General features: G+C 61.6%; 13 protein-coding genes. 7 read left to right on the top strand and 6 right to left on the bottom strand.

Going from position 1 to position 15,726, the window contains the following annotated elements:
- Positions 1-4 precede the first annotated feature (4 nt).
- A complete protein-coding gene (locus tag FFI94_RS06900) occupies positions 5-1,327 on the bottom strand; it encodes an NAD(P)/FAD-dependent oxidoreductase (RefSeq protein WP_138872331.1) in 1,323 nt (440 codons plus the stop codon).
- Positions 1,327-2,079 (bottom strand): SDR family oxidoreductase, encoded by a 753-nt coding sequence (locus FFI94_RS06895; protein WP_138872330.1) that lies wholly within the window; start codon positions 2,077-2,079, stop codon positions 1,327-1,329. Before FFI94_RS06895 ends, FFI94_RS06900 begins: the two co-directional genes overlap by 1 nt.
- Positions 2,080-2,177: 98 nt before the next feature.
- On the opposite strand from FFI94_RS06895, the gene FFI94_RS06890 reads away from it, so the two are divergent.
- The 6 genes from FFI94_RS06890 (at position 2,178) to FFI94_RS06865 (ending at position 9,719) form a co-directional block, all read left to right on the top strand.
- A complete protein-coding gene (locus FFI94_RS06890) occupies positions 2,178-3,587 on the top strand; it encodes an NAD(P)/FAD-dependent oxidoreductase (RefSeq protein ID WP_138872329.1) in 1,410 nt (469 codons plus the stop codon).
- Positions 3,588-3,618: 31 nt separating this feature from the next.
- Positions 3,619-5,163, top strand: a complete 1,545-nt coding sequence (locus tag FFI94_RS06885) for a carboxylesterase/lipase family protein (protein ID WP_260683895.1) — start codon at positions 3,619-3,621, stop codon at positions 5,161-5,163.
- Complete coding sequence (locus FFI94_RS06880) at positions 5,160-6,644, top strand: carboxylesterase/lipase family protein (protein ID WP_138872328.1); 1,485 nt, start codon at positions 5,160-5,162, stop codon at positions 6,642-6,644. Before FFI94_RS06885 ends, FFI94_RS06880 begins: the two co-directional genes overlap by 4 nt.
- A gap of 42 nt (positions 6,645-6,686) precedes the next feature.
- Positions 6,687-7,553 carry an SDR family oxidoreductase gene (locus tag FFI94_RS06875; RefSeq protein ID WP_138872327.1) on the top strand — a complete coding sequence of 289 codons (867 nt, stop codon included), beginning with the start codon at positions 6,687-6,689 and terminating at the stop codon, positions 7,551-7,553.
- The gene (locus FFI94_RS06870; RefSeq protein ID WP_138872326.1) at positions 7,553-9,313 is read left to right on the top strand and encodes a DEAD/DEAH box helicase family protein; all 1,761 of its coding nucleotides are present in this window, start codon (positions 7,553-7,555) and stop codon (positions 9,311-9,313) included. Before FFI94_RS06875 ends, FFI94_RS06870 begins: the two co-directional genes overlap by 1 nt.
- A 67-nt stretch (positions 9,314-9,380) precedes the next feature.
- Entirely contained in the window at positions 9,381-9,719 is a 339-nt protein-coding gene (locus FFI94_RS06865; RefSeq protein ID WP_138872325.1) for a YciI family protein, read from the top strand.
- Positions 9,720-9,726: 7 nt separating this feature from the next.
- Here the strand turns inward: FFI94_RS06865 and FFI94_RS06860 are convergent, their stop codons facing one another.
- Both FFI94_RS06860 and FFI94_RS06855 read right to left on the bottom strand, forming a co-directional pair.
- Complete coding sequence (locus FFI94_RS06860; RefSeq protein WP_138872324.1) at positions 9,727-11,085, bottom strand: HNH endonuclease signature motif containing protein; 1,359 nt, start codon at positions 11,083-11,085, stop codon at positions 9,727-9,729.
- A gap of 357 nt (positions 11,086-11,442) precedes the next feature.
- Positions 11,443-12,663, bottom strand: coding sequence for an MFS transporter (locus FFI94_RS06855; RefSeq protein WP_138872323.1), 1,221 nt, complete (start codon positions 12,661-12,663; stop codon positions 11,443-11,445).
- 82 nt (positions 12,664-12,745) lie between these two features.
- Here FFI94_RS06855 and FFI94_RS06850 point away from each other — a divergent pair, with 82 nt between their 5' ends.
- The gene (locus FFI94_RS06850) at positions 12,746-13,621 is read left to right on the top strand and encodes a LysR family transcriptional regulator (protein WP_138872322.1); all 876 of its coding nucleotides are present in this window, start codon (positions 12,746-12,748) and stop codon (positions 13,619-13,621) included.
- Here the strand turns inward: FFI94_RS06850 and FFI94_RS06845 are convergent.
- Together FFI94_RS06845 and FFI94_RS06840 are read right to left on the bottom strand one after the other, a co-directional pair.
- A complete protein-coding gene (locus FFI94_RS06845) occupies positions 13,614-14,480 on the bottom strand; it encodes an Fpg/Nei family DNA glycosylase (RefSeq protein WP_138872321.1) in 867 nt (288 codons plus the stop codon). The two genes, FFI94_RS06850 and FFI94_RS06845, sit on opposite strands and share 8 nt — an antisense overlap.
- A 31-nt stretch (positions 14,481-14,511) precedes the next feature.
- Positions 14,512-15,687 (bottom strand): diguanylate cyclase, encoded by a 1,176-nt coding sequence (locus FFI94_RS06840; protein WP_138872320.1) that lies wholly within the window; start codon positions 15,685-15,687, stop codon positions 14,512-14,514.
- Positions 15,688-15,726: the final 39 nt, after the last annotated feature.

Below are 15,726 nucleotides of genomic sequence, written 5' to 3'. Positions count from 1 at the left end.
CCGCTCAGTTGTACGGCTGCCGTGCGGTTTCCGGATCACCGAAGGTGATCGCGCGTTCCCGGCGAGTCTTCGACGCGAGGGTCACTCCCCAGTTGAGTGCCGTGCTGACGCGGTTGCGGAAACCCGCAAGGAACGCGATGTGTATGACTCCCCACGACACCCAACCCAGGAAGCCGGACATTCGAATCGGTCCGGCCTGCAATAGTGCGTGACGACGCGAAATGTAGGCGGCAGTACCGAGATCGCGGTACTTGAAGGGCTTTCCGTTCGGTCGGCCGTCGTCGACGCGGGCGCTGATCTGCGCCCCGGCGTAGCGCCCACCCTGCATGGCCACTTCGGCGACACCGGGTAACTTGTCCCGGGACATGAGGTCTCCCACGACCCAGATGTTCGGGTGTCCTGGCACGGTCAGGTCGGCTTCGACTTCGATGCGGCCGCCGCCGACCTGTTTGACTCCGAGCGCGTCGGCGAGCGCTTCGGCAAACGGAACTGCCTCGACGCCGGCGGTCCACAGAATGGTCCGGGTCTCGTAGCGCTGCTTCGCTTTTGTCTTCTTGTCTGTGGTCTCGATCTCGGTTTCGCTCACGTCGGTGACATGTACCCCGAGGTGCGTTTCGACGCCGATCTTCTCGAGGGTGCGCGCGGCGGCCGCGGAGAGCGACTTGCTGAACGACGGCAGCACTCGATCGTCACCGTGGAAGAGGAGTACCCGCGCCTCGTCCGGGTCGATCGATCTGAATTCGTTGGTGAGCGCGTGCATCGCCAATTCACGTATCTGTCCGGCGATCTCGACACCGGTCGGTCCGCCGCCGGCTACCGCGAACGTCAACCACGGACGCCGTTCCTCGACGGTGGGGAGGGATTCGGCCATCTCGAACGCAGCGATCAGACTGCGGCGGATGGCAAGAGCGTCGTCCAGTGTTTTCATACCGGGCGCCCACTCGATGAAATCGTCCTGGCCGTGGTACGACTGCCGCATCCCGGCTGCCACGATCAGATAGTCGTAAGGCAGGTCGAATGTCGAACCGTCGAACCGGCTTGCGGTCAGCAATCGAGCTTCGGCGTCGAGGGATTTTGCCTCGCCCAGAACTACATTGGTGTTCTTCTGGTCTTCCAGAAGATGCCGAAGTGGGCTGGCGATCTGCCCTTCGGAAAGGAGACCCGTCGCGCACTGGTAGAGCAGTGGCTGAAACACGTGGCTGGTGCCGCGATCGATCAGAACTACTTCGACGTCGGCTTTCTTCAACTTCTTGGCTGCGTAGAGTCCGCCGAATCCGCCGCCGACAATGACAACGCGAGGCTTGCCGTTCGACTCGTGGATGCTCATCAGACGAACCTCGCCGTCACGGAGTTGGGCAGAAACCGCAGTGCGGCATCGATTCCTTGCCATTTGAGTCCGGGAAGCGCCGCCCGGGTGACTTCTTTTTCGATTGCCTGAACCATTGCGTCTACGCCCTCGTCGAGTTCAGCCATCAACGAAGAACTGTCACCGGCGCTCGCCGACATGTCCGTCTTGATAAAGCCTGGTAGCAGGGTGGTCACTCGAATTGGCGTGCGCGCCAATTCGATACTGAGAGCCTCGCCGAGCGCGGCCACCCCGGCTTTGCTCGCTGAATATGCGGCTTTGGTGCCGGGAAGCCCTCGATCTGCACTGATCGAGGACACCAGAACAAGATGCCCGGCGTTGTGCCCTCGGAAGATCTCGAGCGCGGCCTCGCACTGTGAGAGCGCACCGACAAAATTTGTCTGCGCTGTCGCAAGATTCGCGTATGCCTTGCCGGTACCGATCTTGGCGCCTTTACCCAGACCGGCATTGACGATGACCCGATCGAGTCCACCGAGTTCGTCACGAAGTTCACCGAACACCCGGACGACGGAATCATGTTCGGTGACGTCGAGCCCGGCCACCGCCACCGTGATGGTCGGATGCTCGGCAAGTAGTTGCTCGCGGAGGGTGTCGAGACGATCGGTTCTCCTGGCGCACAGAGCCAGATCGCGTCCCCGAGCCGCAAACCTTCGTGCCATTTCTTCGCCGAGACCCGAGCTTGCGCCGGTGATCAGAATCTTCTGCCGCGTCATGGCTGACACTGTATCCATCACAGGGTCATTACACCGGACTGTCAGTCGACAAACCGGTTACCCTGCACATCATCACCTGATCGGCATACCGTAGAGCAATGACCGAAGAATTCGATGTCATAGTCATCGGCGGCGGACCGGCAGGCGAAAATGCGGCGGCATACGCGATAGCCGGAAGCACCCGTACCGCTGCCATCGTGGAGCACGAACTTGTCGGCGGTGAATGCTCGTATTGGGCATGTATGCCGAGTAAGGCGCTGCTGAGGCCAGGGCAGGTTCTCGACGACGCGGACGCGTTGCCAGGCGTGTCCGCCGGGCCGCCCGACATCGAGGCGATCTTGGCTCGACGCGACTCCTTCACCCACAACCACGACGATTCCTCACAGGTCGAGTGGGCCGAGTCCACCGGTATCGACGTGATCCGCGGCCACGGCGCTCTGGACGGCGAGCGGACCGTTGTTGTCGACGGCACCCGCAGACTCTTCGCCCGCCAGGCCGTCGTACTTGCCGCCGGAACCACCGCGTCAGTGCCGGACACGCCGGGGCTGCGAGATGCTCTCCCCTGGACGTCGCGCGATGCCACCAATCTCCATGAGGTTCCGCGGCGTGTTGCGGTCATCGGTGGTGGCGTCGTGGCATCGGAGTGCGCGACGTGGTTGTTGTCCTTCGGCGCCGAAGTGACGTTACTGGTGCGCGGCAGCGCAGTTCTGAAGTCTGCCGAGCCGTTTGCCGGCGAGATGGTGGCACGTCATCTCTCGAAGCGCGGAGCCGACGTGCGCTTCGGGACTACCGTCCATTCAGTCTCGAGGCCCGACGCTCGGGATACGGGTGAAGGAAACATTCACGGTGGACCGGTCACCATCGAGACCTCTTCCGGCGTGATCGAAGTCGACGAACTGATTGTTGCCGCTGGTCGTGCGCCGACGTCGACGCACCTGGGTCTGTCGTCGATCGGTCTGACGGATGGCGCATACGTGCCGACGGACGACCATCTGTGCGCGCAGGGCGAATGGCTCTATGCCGTGGGTGATATCAACGGCCGGTCGCCACTGACCCATATGGGCAAGTACCAGGCGCGGGTGTGCGGCGACGTGATCGCCGCGCGTGCAGCGAGTCGCGCATTGGTCGATCCACGTTTCATCGCGTCCGCTGACAACGGCCGTGTCCCCCAGGTGGTGTTCACGTCGCCCGAAGCAGCGTGGGTGGGACGCACCGAAAAGCAGGCCAGGGCAGACGGTATCGACGTCGAGGTCGTGGAGATCGACATTGCCGTCGCAGGATCGTCGCTGCTCCGTGACAATTACGAAGGCCGCGCGAAACTGGTGATCGACCGCGGTGCCGACATCATCGTCGGGGCGACATTCGTCGGTCCTGATGTCTCGGAATTGCTCCACGCAGCAACAATTGCCGTAGTCGGTGCAGTCCCTCTCGACACGTTGTGGCATGCGGTGCCGTCATATCCGACGGTCAGCGAAATCTGGCTCAGGTTGTTGGAGGCACTGCGGTAATCGAGGGCAAAAGTTACGTATAGTCGCGACCATGGCGGCAGACGCACCGATGAATTCAGGTCTCCTCGTAAACACGTCCGACGGAGCATTACGCGGCACGCGCGTAGGCAAACTTCGTGCTTGGCGAGGGATTCCTTACGCGCGTCCGCCGGTCGGAGCTTTGCGGTTGCAGGCGCCGCGACCCGTGCGACCGTGGCGCGGTGAGCGGAACGCGTCGGCATTCGGCGACGCGTCGGTCCAGAACAAGAAGGGCTTGGCGCTGGCTCCCGGGAAGTATCAGCCCAGCAGCGAAGACTGCCTCACGCTCAATGTTCTTGCCCCGGAGTACCCCAGCCGCGAACCCCTGCCGGTCATGGTGTTCATCCACGGGGGCGCCAACACCATCGGAACCTCTGCGACGGGCATCTATTCCGGTCGCTCACTCGTCACGCGCGGCAACATCGTGTACGTGTCGATCAATTACCGACTCGGTGCGTTAGGTTTCTTGGATTTCACCGAATTCTCCACGCCTCGACATCATTTCGACGCCAACCTCGGGCTTCGCGATCAAGTGGCCGCGCTGCAATGGGTGCAGCGGAACATCGCGGCGTTCGGCGGCGACCCCGATCGAGTGACGGTCTTCGGCGAATCAGCGGGCGCCACTGGCGTCACCACTCTGCTGGCAACGCCGGCAGCCAAGGGACTGTTCACAGCCGCCATCGCCGAAAGCCCCGCACCGGATCTGGTTGCCAACCAGGGACTCTCACGCGAATGGGGTAGGCGATTCATCGATATTCTGGGCTCAGACGCCGCCCCGGACGAGGCCCTGCGCCTGACTTCTGCTCGTGAATTAGGCCGTGCCGGAGCGCGGCTGGGAGCCGAAGCTCTTGCTGCCACACCAGGACTCCATCCGTTCGGGCCCAGCATCGACGGAGATTTCCTCCCCCTCGCACCGACGGAAGCATGCAGCCGCGGCCTGGCGCATCGGGTTCCGCTGATCATCGGTACGAACAAGCGGGAGGGCACGCTCTTCCCCAAGTTCCTCGACGGACTCCCGACCACTCCCGCGCGCATCGAGAGGATGTTCACCCTCACCGATCCCGCGGCCGGAAACCGAATCCTTGCAACGTATCCGGGCTACCCGAGCACCGACACTGCCATCGACATCGGCGCCGACACAACCTTCTGGCATCCGTCGTTGGAGTTGGCGCAAGCGCACGCGCAGTACGCACCCACGTACTCCTACCGCTTCGACTTTGCGCCGCCTTTGATGCGATGGGTCGGCCTCGACGCCACTCATGGACTCGAGATGTTCGCGGTATTCGGTATCGGCCAGAGCGCCGTCGGCCGTGGCCTCACACTTCCCGGTGGCCGACAAGGACTCCGCGCCGTCACAGATGCGATGCAAGGACATTGGCTGCACTTCGCGAAGCACGCATCACCGCGAAGTGACTGGCCGAGTTACGACGCTGTGCGTCGCACGATGATCTTCGACGCAACCCCTCGCGTGGAGACCGATCCACGGGCCGAGCAGCGACGGGCTTGGGCCGGCTATGCGGGCTACCGCAACTACACCCCACATCAGGTTTCCTCGTGACCGACGATCTCGAAGTAGCACTCGATTCGGGAAAGATCAGGGGCCGATACCTCGACACCCGCGCCGGACGGCTCCGCACGTGGCGAGGCATTCCCTACGCTGCTCCTCCGATCGGACCGGCGCGGTTTCTCGCTCCGCAACCGGTTGCGCCGTGGTCAGGAATCTTGTCGGCCACCGAGTTCGGTTCACCGGCACCACAACGCAAGAGCACCGACAACGAATCGTGCCTGTTCGTGAATGTGGTTGCTCCGAACTCGTCGTCTACTGAACCCCTCCCGGTGATGGTGTTCATTCACGGTGGTGCGTACAACGGCGGAAACCCATCGGCGCCGATGTACTGGGGAACGTCGTTGGTCGCACGCGGCGGCGTCATCTACGTCTCCGTCCAGTACCGCCTCGGTGCGCTCGGCTACCTCGATTTCAGCGAATTCTCCACTGCAGAGCAATCGTTCGACTCCAATATCGGGCTGCGTGATCAGATCGCGGCACTGGAATGGGTCCAGCGAAACAGTGCAGCATTCGGCGGCGACCCCGCTAATGTCACCGTCTTCGGTGAATCCTCCGGCGCAAATGCCGTCACCACCTTGATGACAGCACCGTCTGCTCGAGGGTTGTTTGCCCGCGCTATCGCGCAAAGCCCGCCAGCGGCTTCGGCATACGGGAAGGAACGCGCCCACCGATGGTCACGCGAGTTCCTCGACATTGCCGGAGCCCCGACCAAGACACCGGCGGCCTGGTTACGACATGCACCGGTGCACCGACTGGTCGAGGTCGGCGACGAACTTGTGCGTCGCGGCGCCGACGAAGAACCCGGCACCCGTGCCTTCGCCCCGGTTGTGGGCGACGACGTCCTCCCCGAACACCCGCTGGACATATTTGCCGCCGGCAAATCTCATCCCGTTCCACTGATGCTCGGCTCGAATCTTCACGAGGGCAGAATCTTTCCACGATTCCTCAACATTCTCCCCACCGATCCTGCCCGCATCGAGAAGATGTTTTCGCACGTATCGGCCGACGTGAAGAACCGCGCACTCGCCGCCTATCCGACGTACCCGCACCGCTACGCCGCCGCAGATATAGGCGGCGACATCACATTCTGGGAACCGATGGTCCTGTGCGCACAAGGACATTGCGACGTGGCTCCCACGTACAGCTACCGCTACGATTTTGCGCCGCGCGTCCTCACTCTTGTCGGGTTGGGCGCAACACACGCCACGGAACTCTTTGCCGTCTTCGGCCGATCGGACGCCCTCACCGGAGCGCTGACTGCGATCGGCGGGCGCCGGTCCCTGGCCACAGTCACCACAGCGATGCAAGAACATTGGATCAACTTCGCGAAAACCGGTAGCCCCGGCCCGGAGTGGCCCGTGTACACGGGCGCGCAGCGGCGAACCATGATCTTCGATCGCACCTGCCGGGTGGAGAGCGATCCCCTCGGCGACCGTCGAAGAGCCTGGATCGGGTACGAGCACCGACGCTGATGTCAGGCAAGATGAACAGACACCAAGAACGAAGGGGTTCCCATGTCCGAGCGTCCACGCACCATCGCCATCACCGGCGCTACTGGCCATATCGGTGGTGAGGTCGCTCGCATCCTCACCGACGCCGGCATGCCACTGAGGCTGATTGCGCGTTCGGTGAGCCGACTCCCCCAGTTACCCGGAACAGAGACGGCGGAAGCCTCCTTCTCCGATCGCGATCGCGCCGCCGCGGCTCTCACCGACATCGATATCGTGTTCATGGTCTCGGCCGCGGAGAGCGCCGACCGTGTAGATCAGCACCGCACCTTCATCGACGCTGCTGCCTCGGCGGGCGTGCGCCATATCGTCTACACCTCGTACCTCGGCGCAGCACCGGACGCCACCTTCACGTTGGCCCGCGATCACTGGGCCACCGAGCAGCATATCCGTTCCACCGGAATGTCTTTCACCTTTCTCCGAGACAGCGCCTATCTCGACTTCCTTCCCGCGCTTGCCGGCGCTGACGGTGTCATCCGGGGCCCGGCGGGCAATGGTGCTGTCGGTGCGGTTGCTCGATCGGACATCGCCCGAGTCGCTGCGGCGGTACTCACGGACCCCGATTCGCACGTCGGTCGAACTTACGACCTCACCGGTCGGGAGGCACTGACTCTGGCGGAAGTAGCCGCGATCATCACCGACGTCACCGGACGTGAGACCGTTTATCACGAAGAAACCATCGAGGAGGCTTACGCTTCCCGCGCGTCGTACAACGCACCGGACTGGGAAGTTGATGCCTGGGTGTCCACCTATACCGCCATCGCCAGCGGAGAACTCGCCGTCATCAGCACGGCGGTGCAAGACATCACCGGACGCCCGCCGTTGACGCTGCGCGAACTCCTCAGCACCAACGAAACCGGTACCGACGCCTGATGCCACCCCGCAAGCGAACTGCAACCACTCGAAAACCAGCCACACGAAAGACTGCGATACGAAAGACTGCGATACGAAAGACGACAACACGAAAGACGGCAACAACTCCGGACGTTCCCACCGCAGGTCCGGGTGAACGTGTCTGGCTTCTCGACGTCCCATTCCGGACTGCGGCGCCGGGCGCGCAGTTTGTGAAGAAATGGAAGAGCTATGCCTGGGTGGGCAGCCAACTTCCCACCGAACTTCTGCCGTTCAAAGCACTCCCCTTTTCCTACCAGCAGTGGGTAGAGGACGACATCAATGGCGACGCCGGGGAACGTCCGACTTCGGCACCTAAAATACCTAGGCCTGAACAGGTTTCGGGAGCCGCTGCTGTGGTCGACGCCGCACGCGCCGGCCGACGCGGTTTCTTGTTGGCCGACAACGCAGGTCTAGGCAAGACGCTCATTGCCATCATGGCAGCCAAGGTTATTTCCGAGGACCGCGGTGAATCCAGCATCCTTGTCCTCGTCGACCGACCAGCTCAGATCACCATCCCGCATTGGCGGTACTCCATCGCTTCCGTCGGCGACGGCGGATTCCGTTGGCTGATCATGTCTCCCGATCAATTGAAGAAGCTCATCGCCCGCAACGGCCGCCCCAAGTACACCTTCGGGGTCGTCATAGCCGACGAAGCCCAGCTGTACAGCAACGACACTCAACGCACGGCGGCGTTCGAGAAGGTTGCCCGCTTCCCCAACAGCCACGATCAATCCCCGTTTGTCCTGTCGGTGACCGCCACCCCTGGCCACACTCCCGCCGATCAGCGTTATCTCGCACCACTTTTCGCTCAGCTACACAACGAGCCTTCGGAGTACTGGTCGGACCTTGGTGCCAGGCTGCTCGAATCAGGCCTCCCTCTGGACAAGTCGTACGGCAAGTGGACCTGGAGCGCCGAAGCAAAGGAATCACCGGCACTACAGGCGAGCGCTTTAGAGACGGTGCGAGGATGGTTGTCGAACAGTAAGCCGCCGTTGATGATTCATCGACCCACTCCATGGGGTCCGGTACCACTGGACGGTATGCCGATCGACCTCACACCTGCACAACGCGCCGAATACGAGACGGAGTGGGCCGAGTACGCCTACGAAATGGGATTGGCCCGCAAAAGCCGCAACATTGCTCGCGGTCGCGCCCTGGTCCTCCGATACCGGCAGAAGGCGGGCATGATCCGCGCCGAATCCACCGCTCAGTGGGCGCAAGCTCAGGTCAAGGCCGGCAAGCAGGTGCTGGTTGCCGTCGAATTCGTGTCCACTGCGGGCGATCCCCTCGTCGAGATGATCGAAGACTCCGGCATATCTGTTGCCAAAATTTTTGGTGCCGTGACGGACAAGGAGCATCAACGCCTTCGCTTCCAACGCGGCGAAGCCCCGGTTGTCGTTTTCAACGTCACGACGTCCATCTCACTGCATGCCAACGAGGCACTACCCGACGGTACTCATGCGTCACCACTGCCTCGCACCGGGATCTTCCATCAACCCCGCTACTCCGGTATCGCTGCCGAGCAGACTTTTGGTAGATCGCACCGCGACTACCAAACGTGCCCGTGGCTCATCCCTTTTGGAGTCGGAACCAAGGAAGAGGATGTTGCAACAACCATGCTGCGTAATCTTCAATCGGTGACTGGATTGAAGGGTGGAGACCAGTCAGGTCTGCGCAGTCTGGCCGAACTCCTCGGAGTTGAATGGCTCGAACCTGATGTCCTCACTGCTGAGCGCTAGGCGTACTCGGTCACGCTGTTACCCGCAACCGTTGCTGTCCGGCCCATCTGAGGGGCACCATCGAGGTATGACCAAATATCTCATTTCTTTCCCGAGCAAAGCCCTGGTGCTCACCGACGAGGAGTTCCCGATCGTATCGGCCGAATCCCGCGCTGTGATCGAGGAGGCGAAGGTTGCCGGCGTTTATGTCTTCGGCGGCGGGATCAACGAGGAAGTCGATACTGTACTTGTTTCCGCCGACGGATCGGTGAGCACTGAGATCTATCCGGGCAGCGAACTCAATGGCGGGTTCACCGTTTTGGAGCTGCCGACGCGCGAGGACGCCGTCGAGTGGGCGCGGAAGATCGCGGTGGCCTGCCGTTGTTCGCAGGAGCTTCGCGAGTTCATGTACGACCCAGCCAGCTAGTCCTGGTTCAGTCTCGGTGGACGGGGCCTTGACGGGTGGTGGAGCGACAACGTCGCTGTTTCGGGTCGATCGCCGACGGTGGGATGAACCACGGTTTGTGATCGGAACCCATCTTGATTTCCCAGATTCCACGGAACCCACTGGTGCTGTGCATCAATGTGTGGTGGCCCCGACATAACAAAGCGAGGTTGTCCATCACCGTCAAACCGCCCGTCGACCACGGTTTTATATGGTGCGCGTCGCACCACGCCGGTACCGCATCACAGTTCGGGAAGGCACAGCCTTTATCTCGGGCAATCAACGCGATGCGTTGCTCGGCTGTGACGAGACGCTTGAGCGGTGTCGCATCCAGGGGCGCGCCGTTACCGTCCATCAACACGGTCGAGAGCATGCAGTCACACGCGAGCATCCGGGTTTTGCTGACACTGAGCGGGCCCATCCACGGCATGTAGCCGACGTCGAGATCCTCGAATCCCGGCTCGCTGTCGTCGAATTCTTCTTCGTCGATCGATGCGGCATCGCTGCGCATACTGGCGCATTCGCGATGCTCGGCAAGGTCTTTCGCGGTGATGTGCACATTCACATGCGGACGCTGACCGCCGTCAATCCCGGTGGAAGCGTTGTCGAGATAGCGGCGGATGAGTTCGGTGAACGCGTCGGCGGTGCGTTTCGCTGCCGACCGTTGATCCGGGGTCCCGTCTGCGGCGGGTTTCGGCATCGACAACCCCGACAGCGCAGATAACAGCATCTCGCCGGTGAGTGCGTCGAAATCGCCCTTGATCACGACCCGACCGTTCAGCGTCGGTGCGATCCGTAGCGCGTTGAGATCGTCGTCCTCGCCGGGCGGGGGTTCGTCGGATTCGAAGATCCGCTCCAGAACAGCGATCGCATACCGCACCTTGACAGTCGTAGCTTCTACTCCGGATGCGGCGGCGAGAAGGGTTTTCAGGCTTGGTGTTAAAGCGATGTCCGGCATCCCTTTTGGTGGGGATTCACAGAACGCGGCGATCAACGCCGCATGGTCAAGCGAGAGGTCGCCAGCCTCGAACTGCGCAGCAATATCGGGGAATACCCGCAGTGCAGCACCGAGAGCGGCGATCTTGTTGCCGGCTGAGTTCTGCAGCATCGTATTCGCTGCCAACCACCGGCCCACACCGCGGTAACAGAGCACTTGTTCGTCTGGATTGAGTGCCAGCTCGTCGACCGCGGCCACCCGAATCGCTTCCAACCGAAGAATTTCCGCCGACACCGACGCGGCAACATCCCGAACCTCGGACGGACGCAACCGCCACAACCTGCCGCGCACACCCACAGCCGAACCGGCTACAACATCCCCCACCGCAATAGAATCAAAAATCGTCGTCATCAAGGCCTCCCCACCCGTGACCTAAATTATACTCGAACATCCATTCGGGTCAAGATCTACTTGGGAATTGCTGTTCGCAATTCTCTTGCAGAAGAACGCTTTTCCTTGTGCATCGTTCCGGTAGCGCCAAATATCGGCGAAGTGTCAGAACATCGCGGACACTTTCATGTGTCAGGACATCCCGGACGGTTTCGCGATGTCCAAGATCGGCGGATGCGGTTCACCGAGGCCTGAGTGGAGGAGTTGACACCGCGCCCCACAGCCGCCAATTTCTCAACTCGCGAATATCGTAAGGTGCCGGCGATGTCCTGACACATCACACAACCACGGACGGCCGACAAAGGCGCACAGTGCTGCTCACGCCGCGCTGGCCGGAACAGCCGACGGCGCGGAGCCAACACTCTCCAAGCGCCGGTCGACGATCCACACCACTACCGTGGCGACGGAGAATGCCAGGCCCGCGACACACACCCCCGACCATCCGTACTCCTTCCAGACAACCGACCCCACGGCCGATCCCACGGCAGCACCGACGAAGTAGGTGGTCATGTAGACGGAATTGACGCGTGACCGAGCTTCCGGAATGAGTGCGTAGATGATGTTCTGGTTGCTGACGTGCACCCCTTGCAGCGCAAGGTCGGCGAGCAGGAAGGCAACGAGGAACCATACGAGGTGCGTCCCACCGAAAGCAAAAGGTAACCAGCACAACAGAAGGACGACCAAGGCGCCACCGGTGGCCAGCTGGGTCTTGCCGCGATCAGCCAGACGCCCGGCGACTGTGGCCATCGACGCTCCCGCCACGCCGAGTAGTCCAACCAGGCCAATTTGTGTGTCGTTGTAACCGAACTCGCCGGCCAGCAGAAATGCCATGGTAGTGAAGACCGTACTGACGGCAGCAAAGGTGAGACCGCCCATGGCTGCGCGAGTTCGCAACCGCGGCAGTGTTTTTGCCAGGCTCCCCAGTGAACGCAGGGTCGCGAGGTAGCTCACCTTCGGACGCGGACCACCATCCGCCGGTAGCGAGCGCCACAGGGCAACAGCCATCACCACCATCAGAACCGCCGCCACCTTGTACACCGTCGACCATCCGCCCAGCCCGGAGAGCAGGCCTGCAACACTGCGTGCCAACAGAATTCCGATCAGGAGGCCACTCATGATCGTGCCGACCACCTGACCGGATCGCTGTGGTTCCGCGAGTGATGCGGCAAACGGAATGAGAACTTGCGCGGCAACCGAAAAGACTCCGGCAACTGCAATTCCCACGGCCAGGGTGGCGAAGTTCGGAGCAAAGCCGCTGACCGCTTGCCCGAGCGCCGCCAGAAGCATCAGGCCAACTGTCAGCTTGCGTCGGTCGACTATGTCACCTACCGGCACCAGGAGCACCAAGCCGAGTGCGTACGACACCTGCGCGATGGTCACCGTCGTAGCCGCCGTCGACGCCGATACGTTCAAATATTCTGCAATGGAATCAAGAAGCGGTTGGTTGAAGTAGTTGCCACCCGCGCACAGGCCCGTTGCCGCCGCCATGAGCAGCACTATCGGTAGTCCGAGCCGTGGACGTGTGTCGTGAGAAATCATGGTTCAAGCATGAACTGCTACCCCGTCCCAGTCCAATAGATAGATACGCACGATCTATCGTGAAAACAGATAGTTTGGTGGCATGGAACTCCGGCACATCCGCTACGCACTCGCCGTTGCCGAGGACAGGCATTTCAGCCAAGCCGCACTTCGGCTCCACGTGTCACAGTCTGCACTGAGCACTCAGATCCGGGATCTCGAACGCGAGCTCGGCGTCGAACTGTTTCAGCGGAACAGTCGCAATGTCGGGCTGACCGAGGCGGGCGAAGTGTTCGTCTCGCGGGCCCGAGACGTACTCGGAGCGGTGTCGCGACTGGTCAGCGACGTTTCCGGAACGGACGGCGAGCAGGTTCGACTCACTGTCGGTGTCATTTCCTCAGCGGGTCGCGTCGATGTCGGTAAGGCGCTGGCAATGCTGACGCAGCGCCACCCCGGTATCGATGTGACGGTGCGCCCCTATGGCAGTGAAGTGGTCATCGACGGTGTTCGATCGGGGGCTATCGACGTCGGGATTGTGGGGTTGGCGCCTGGCCGACTGCCCAAGACGTTCTCGGCCGCGCCGCTGTGGAGCGAGTCGACCGCCGCGTTTGTTCCCGACGGTCACCGTTTCAGCGCAATGCCGTCCATCCGACTCGACGATCTCAGGGACGTTCCGCTCGTGGACTTCGCGTCGGGCAGCGAGGCCCGCGTCCAAACCGATCGGGCGTTTGCCGAATCGCGGGTTCCTCGGGGACGCACCTACGAAGCAAATTCCGTCGACCTCATCTGTTCTCTGACAGTCAACGGTTTGGGCGTCGGCTTGCTGCCGCAGTCGATGAGCGTCGAGCATCCGGAATTGGTCTGTGTTCCGATTGCCGATGCGCCGCATCGGGTGGTCCAGGCGATTACCGAGCCATCGCATTCATCGTCACTGGCCCGGGAGTTCGTCTCACTCCTCTCCGATCAGTTCACTACTTGAGTAGACGCGACATTCGCCTGTCTGCCAAAGGTTTTCCACCCGTCTGGCACGTTGCGCAGTATTGGAAAGATCGCTCCGCGAACGACACTTCGCGCACGACGTCGCCGCACACCGGGCAGGGCAATCCGGTGCGGGCGTGGACCCGCATTCCCGATCGCTTCTCACCCTTCAGCCGCGCTGCGTCCTGACCCACCGATCGCTCGACCGCATCGGCCAGCACCGTCCGCATAGCGTCGTACAGCGTCGTTATCTGTTCTGCAGTAAGACGAGACGACGTCGCAAACGGGGAAAGCCGTGCTGTGTGCAAGATTTCGTCGGAATAAGCATTTCCGACGCCGGCAAGGAGAGACTGGTCGACTATCGCATTCTTGATCCGGGCGGAGGTACCACCAAGAATCTCGGCAAATTCCGCTTCGGTGACAGCCATCGCGTCGGGTCCGAGACGAGCGATCCCCGGCACCTCCGACGGATCGGACACTACCCACACCGCCAGGCGTTTTTTCGTACCGGCTTCGGTGAGATCACAAGCGGGAGTGAGGCCTTCCGGTGTGAAGAAATGGACTCGAAGTGCCAACGGCCCCTTGCCCGGTTTCAGTGGTGCCGACGACGGATTGTCCTGCCACCGCATCCATCCCGCTCGCGAAAGGTGAGTGACGAGCCATAGCCCGTCGCAGTCCAGTGCAAGATGTTTGCCGAATCGGGCCGCGCCGGTCACGTCGCGACCCTGCAATGCCGTGATCGGCGGATCGAAGGTCTTGAGCACGCTCAGCGCTGCAATGTCGATGCGGCCGACCACGGCGCCCACCGCGTGTTCGCGGAGGAATCCCGCCAGCGCTTCTACCTCGGGCAGTTCGGGCATGGCATCACACTAGCGCCGAGAACCGACAAACTCACTGCACATTTCGCAGCACCACTACGGCGTGTTCCTGACGCGCTTTTGCCGCGTACATTGCCTGATCCGCACTTCGGAGGAGTTTCCCGTAGACGGCAATCGCATCATCCCGGGATTCGAACGGGCCGGCTGCTGCGACTATTCCGACGCTCAACTCGACAACGGGATGCTCGGGACCGGTGACGGATATGTTTCGCAGGGACTCCTCGAGACTGTCGATTTCCTGATCGTTGCACCGATCCACGAGAACGAACTCGTCACCGCCGATGCGCGCGATCAAAGCCGACGGACCAGCAGACAGAGTCAGTCTCGCGGAAACCTTCTCGATCACAACGTCACCGACGTCGTGCCCGCACTCGTCGTTGATCGTCTTGAATCGATTGATATCAATCGCGGCGACAACCAAATTGGTGGAACGCTCGAATGGCCGATTCAACATCAACCCGACCTCGTCGGCCAACCCTCGCCTGTTCAAGAGTCCGCTCAGCGGGTCGCGCCGCGCTTTCAAAGCATCGGTTCCGAGAATCGAGAACACGAACTGACACGCAAACGGAATGGCGTAGATCGCGGCGCCGACCAACAGCACCATAGCGATCAACGACGGAACGTCGGTGTACTTTTCGGCGTAGGCGATGCGCGCGACGACTCCGATAACCACGACGGACGCCCACAACAGGTGCAGAGTCTGCATGCGCGCGTTATGGAAGAAGGCGATGTATCCGCCGATCACGGAGAACATCACGCTGTGCGCCAATGCTGCGAGTGGATTCGAGTACAGAACCAGCGCAGCGGCAATTCCAATTTCCGAATAGATGACGAACACGTAGGACCAGGCCCGTTCCAAACTGACTCTGGTCGCGAGAATCGCGGCCATCAGCGCCGTCAGGACGATGATCACGAGGTTGGCCGTGCGCTCCCCGCCAGTAGTGGGACCCACGGGACTGAATCTGGTCAAGAACATCACGACGATAACCAGAAGCAGCGAGCTGACCACCAATGTTCTCGATGCGCCGGTCAACCCTTTGTCTGCAAGGTAACGCGTGAAGGACTCGAATTGGTCAGGGCGGCGGTACCAGTCGATGAGCAGAGGGACGACTCGGTGCAGCGCCCCAGACGAAAACGGCCGTTCGGTAGATTTACTACCCGAACGGCTGCCATCGACTGTTGCACCCACCAGAACAGGATAGGCCTGTACGACCTTCCGCTATCCGAC

The organism is Rhodococcus sp. KBS0724, assembly GCF_005938745.2.
Taxonomy (GTDB): domain Bacteria; phylum Actinomycetota; class Actinomycetes; order Mycobacteriales; family Mycobacteriaceae; genus Rhodococcus_F.
This window is presented reverse-complemented; position numbering and strand designations above follow the sequence as displayed.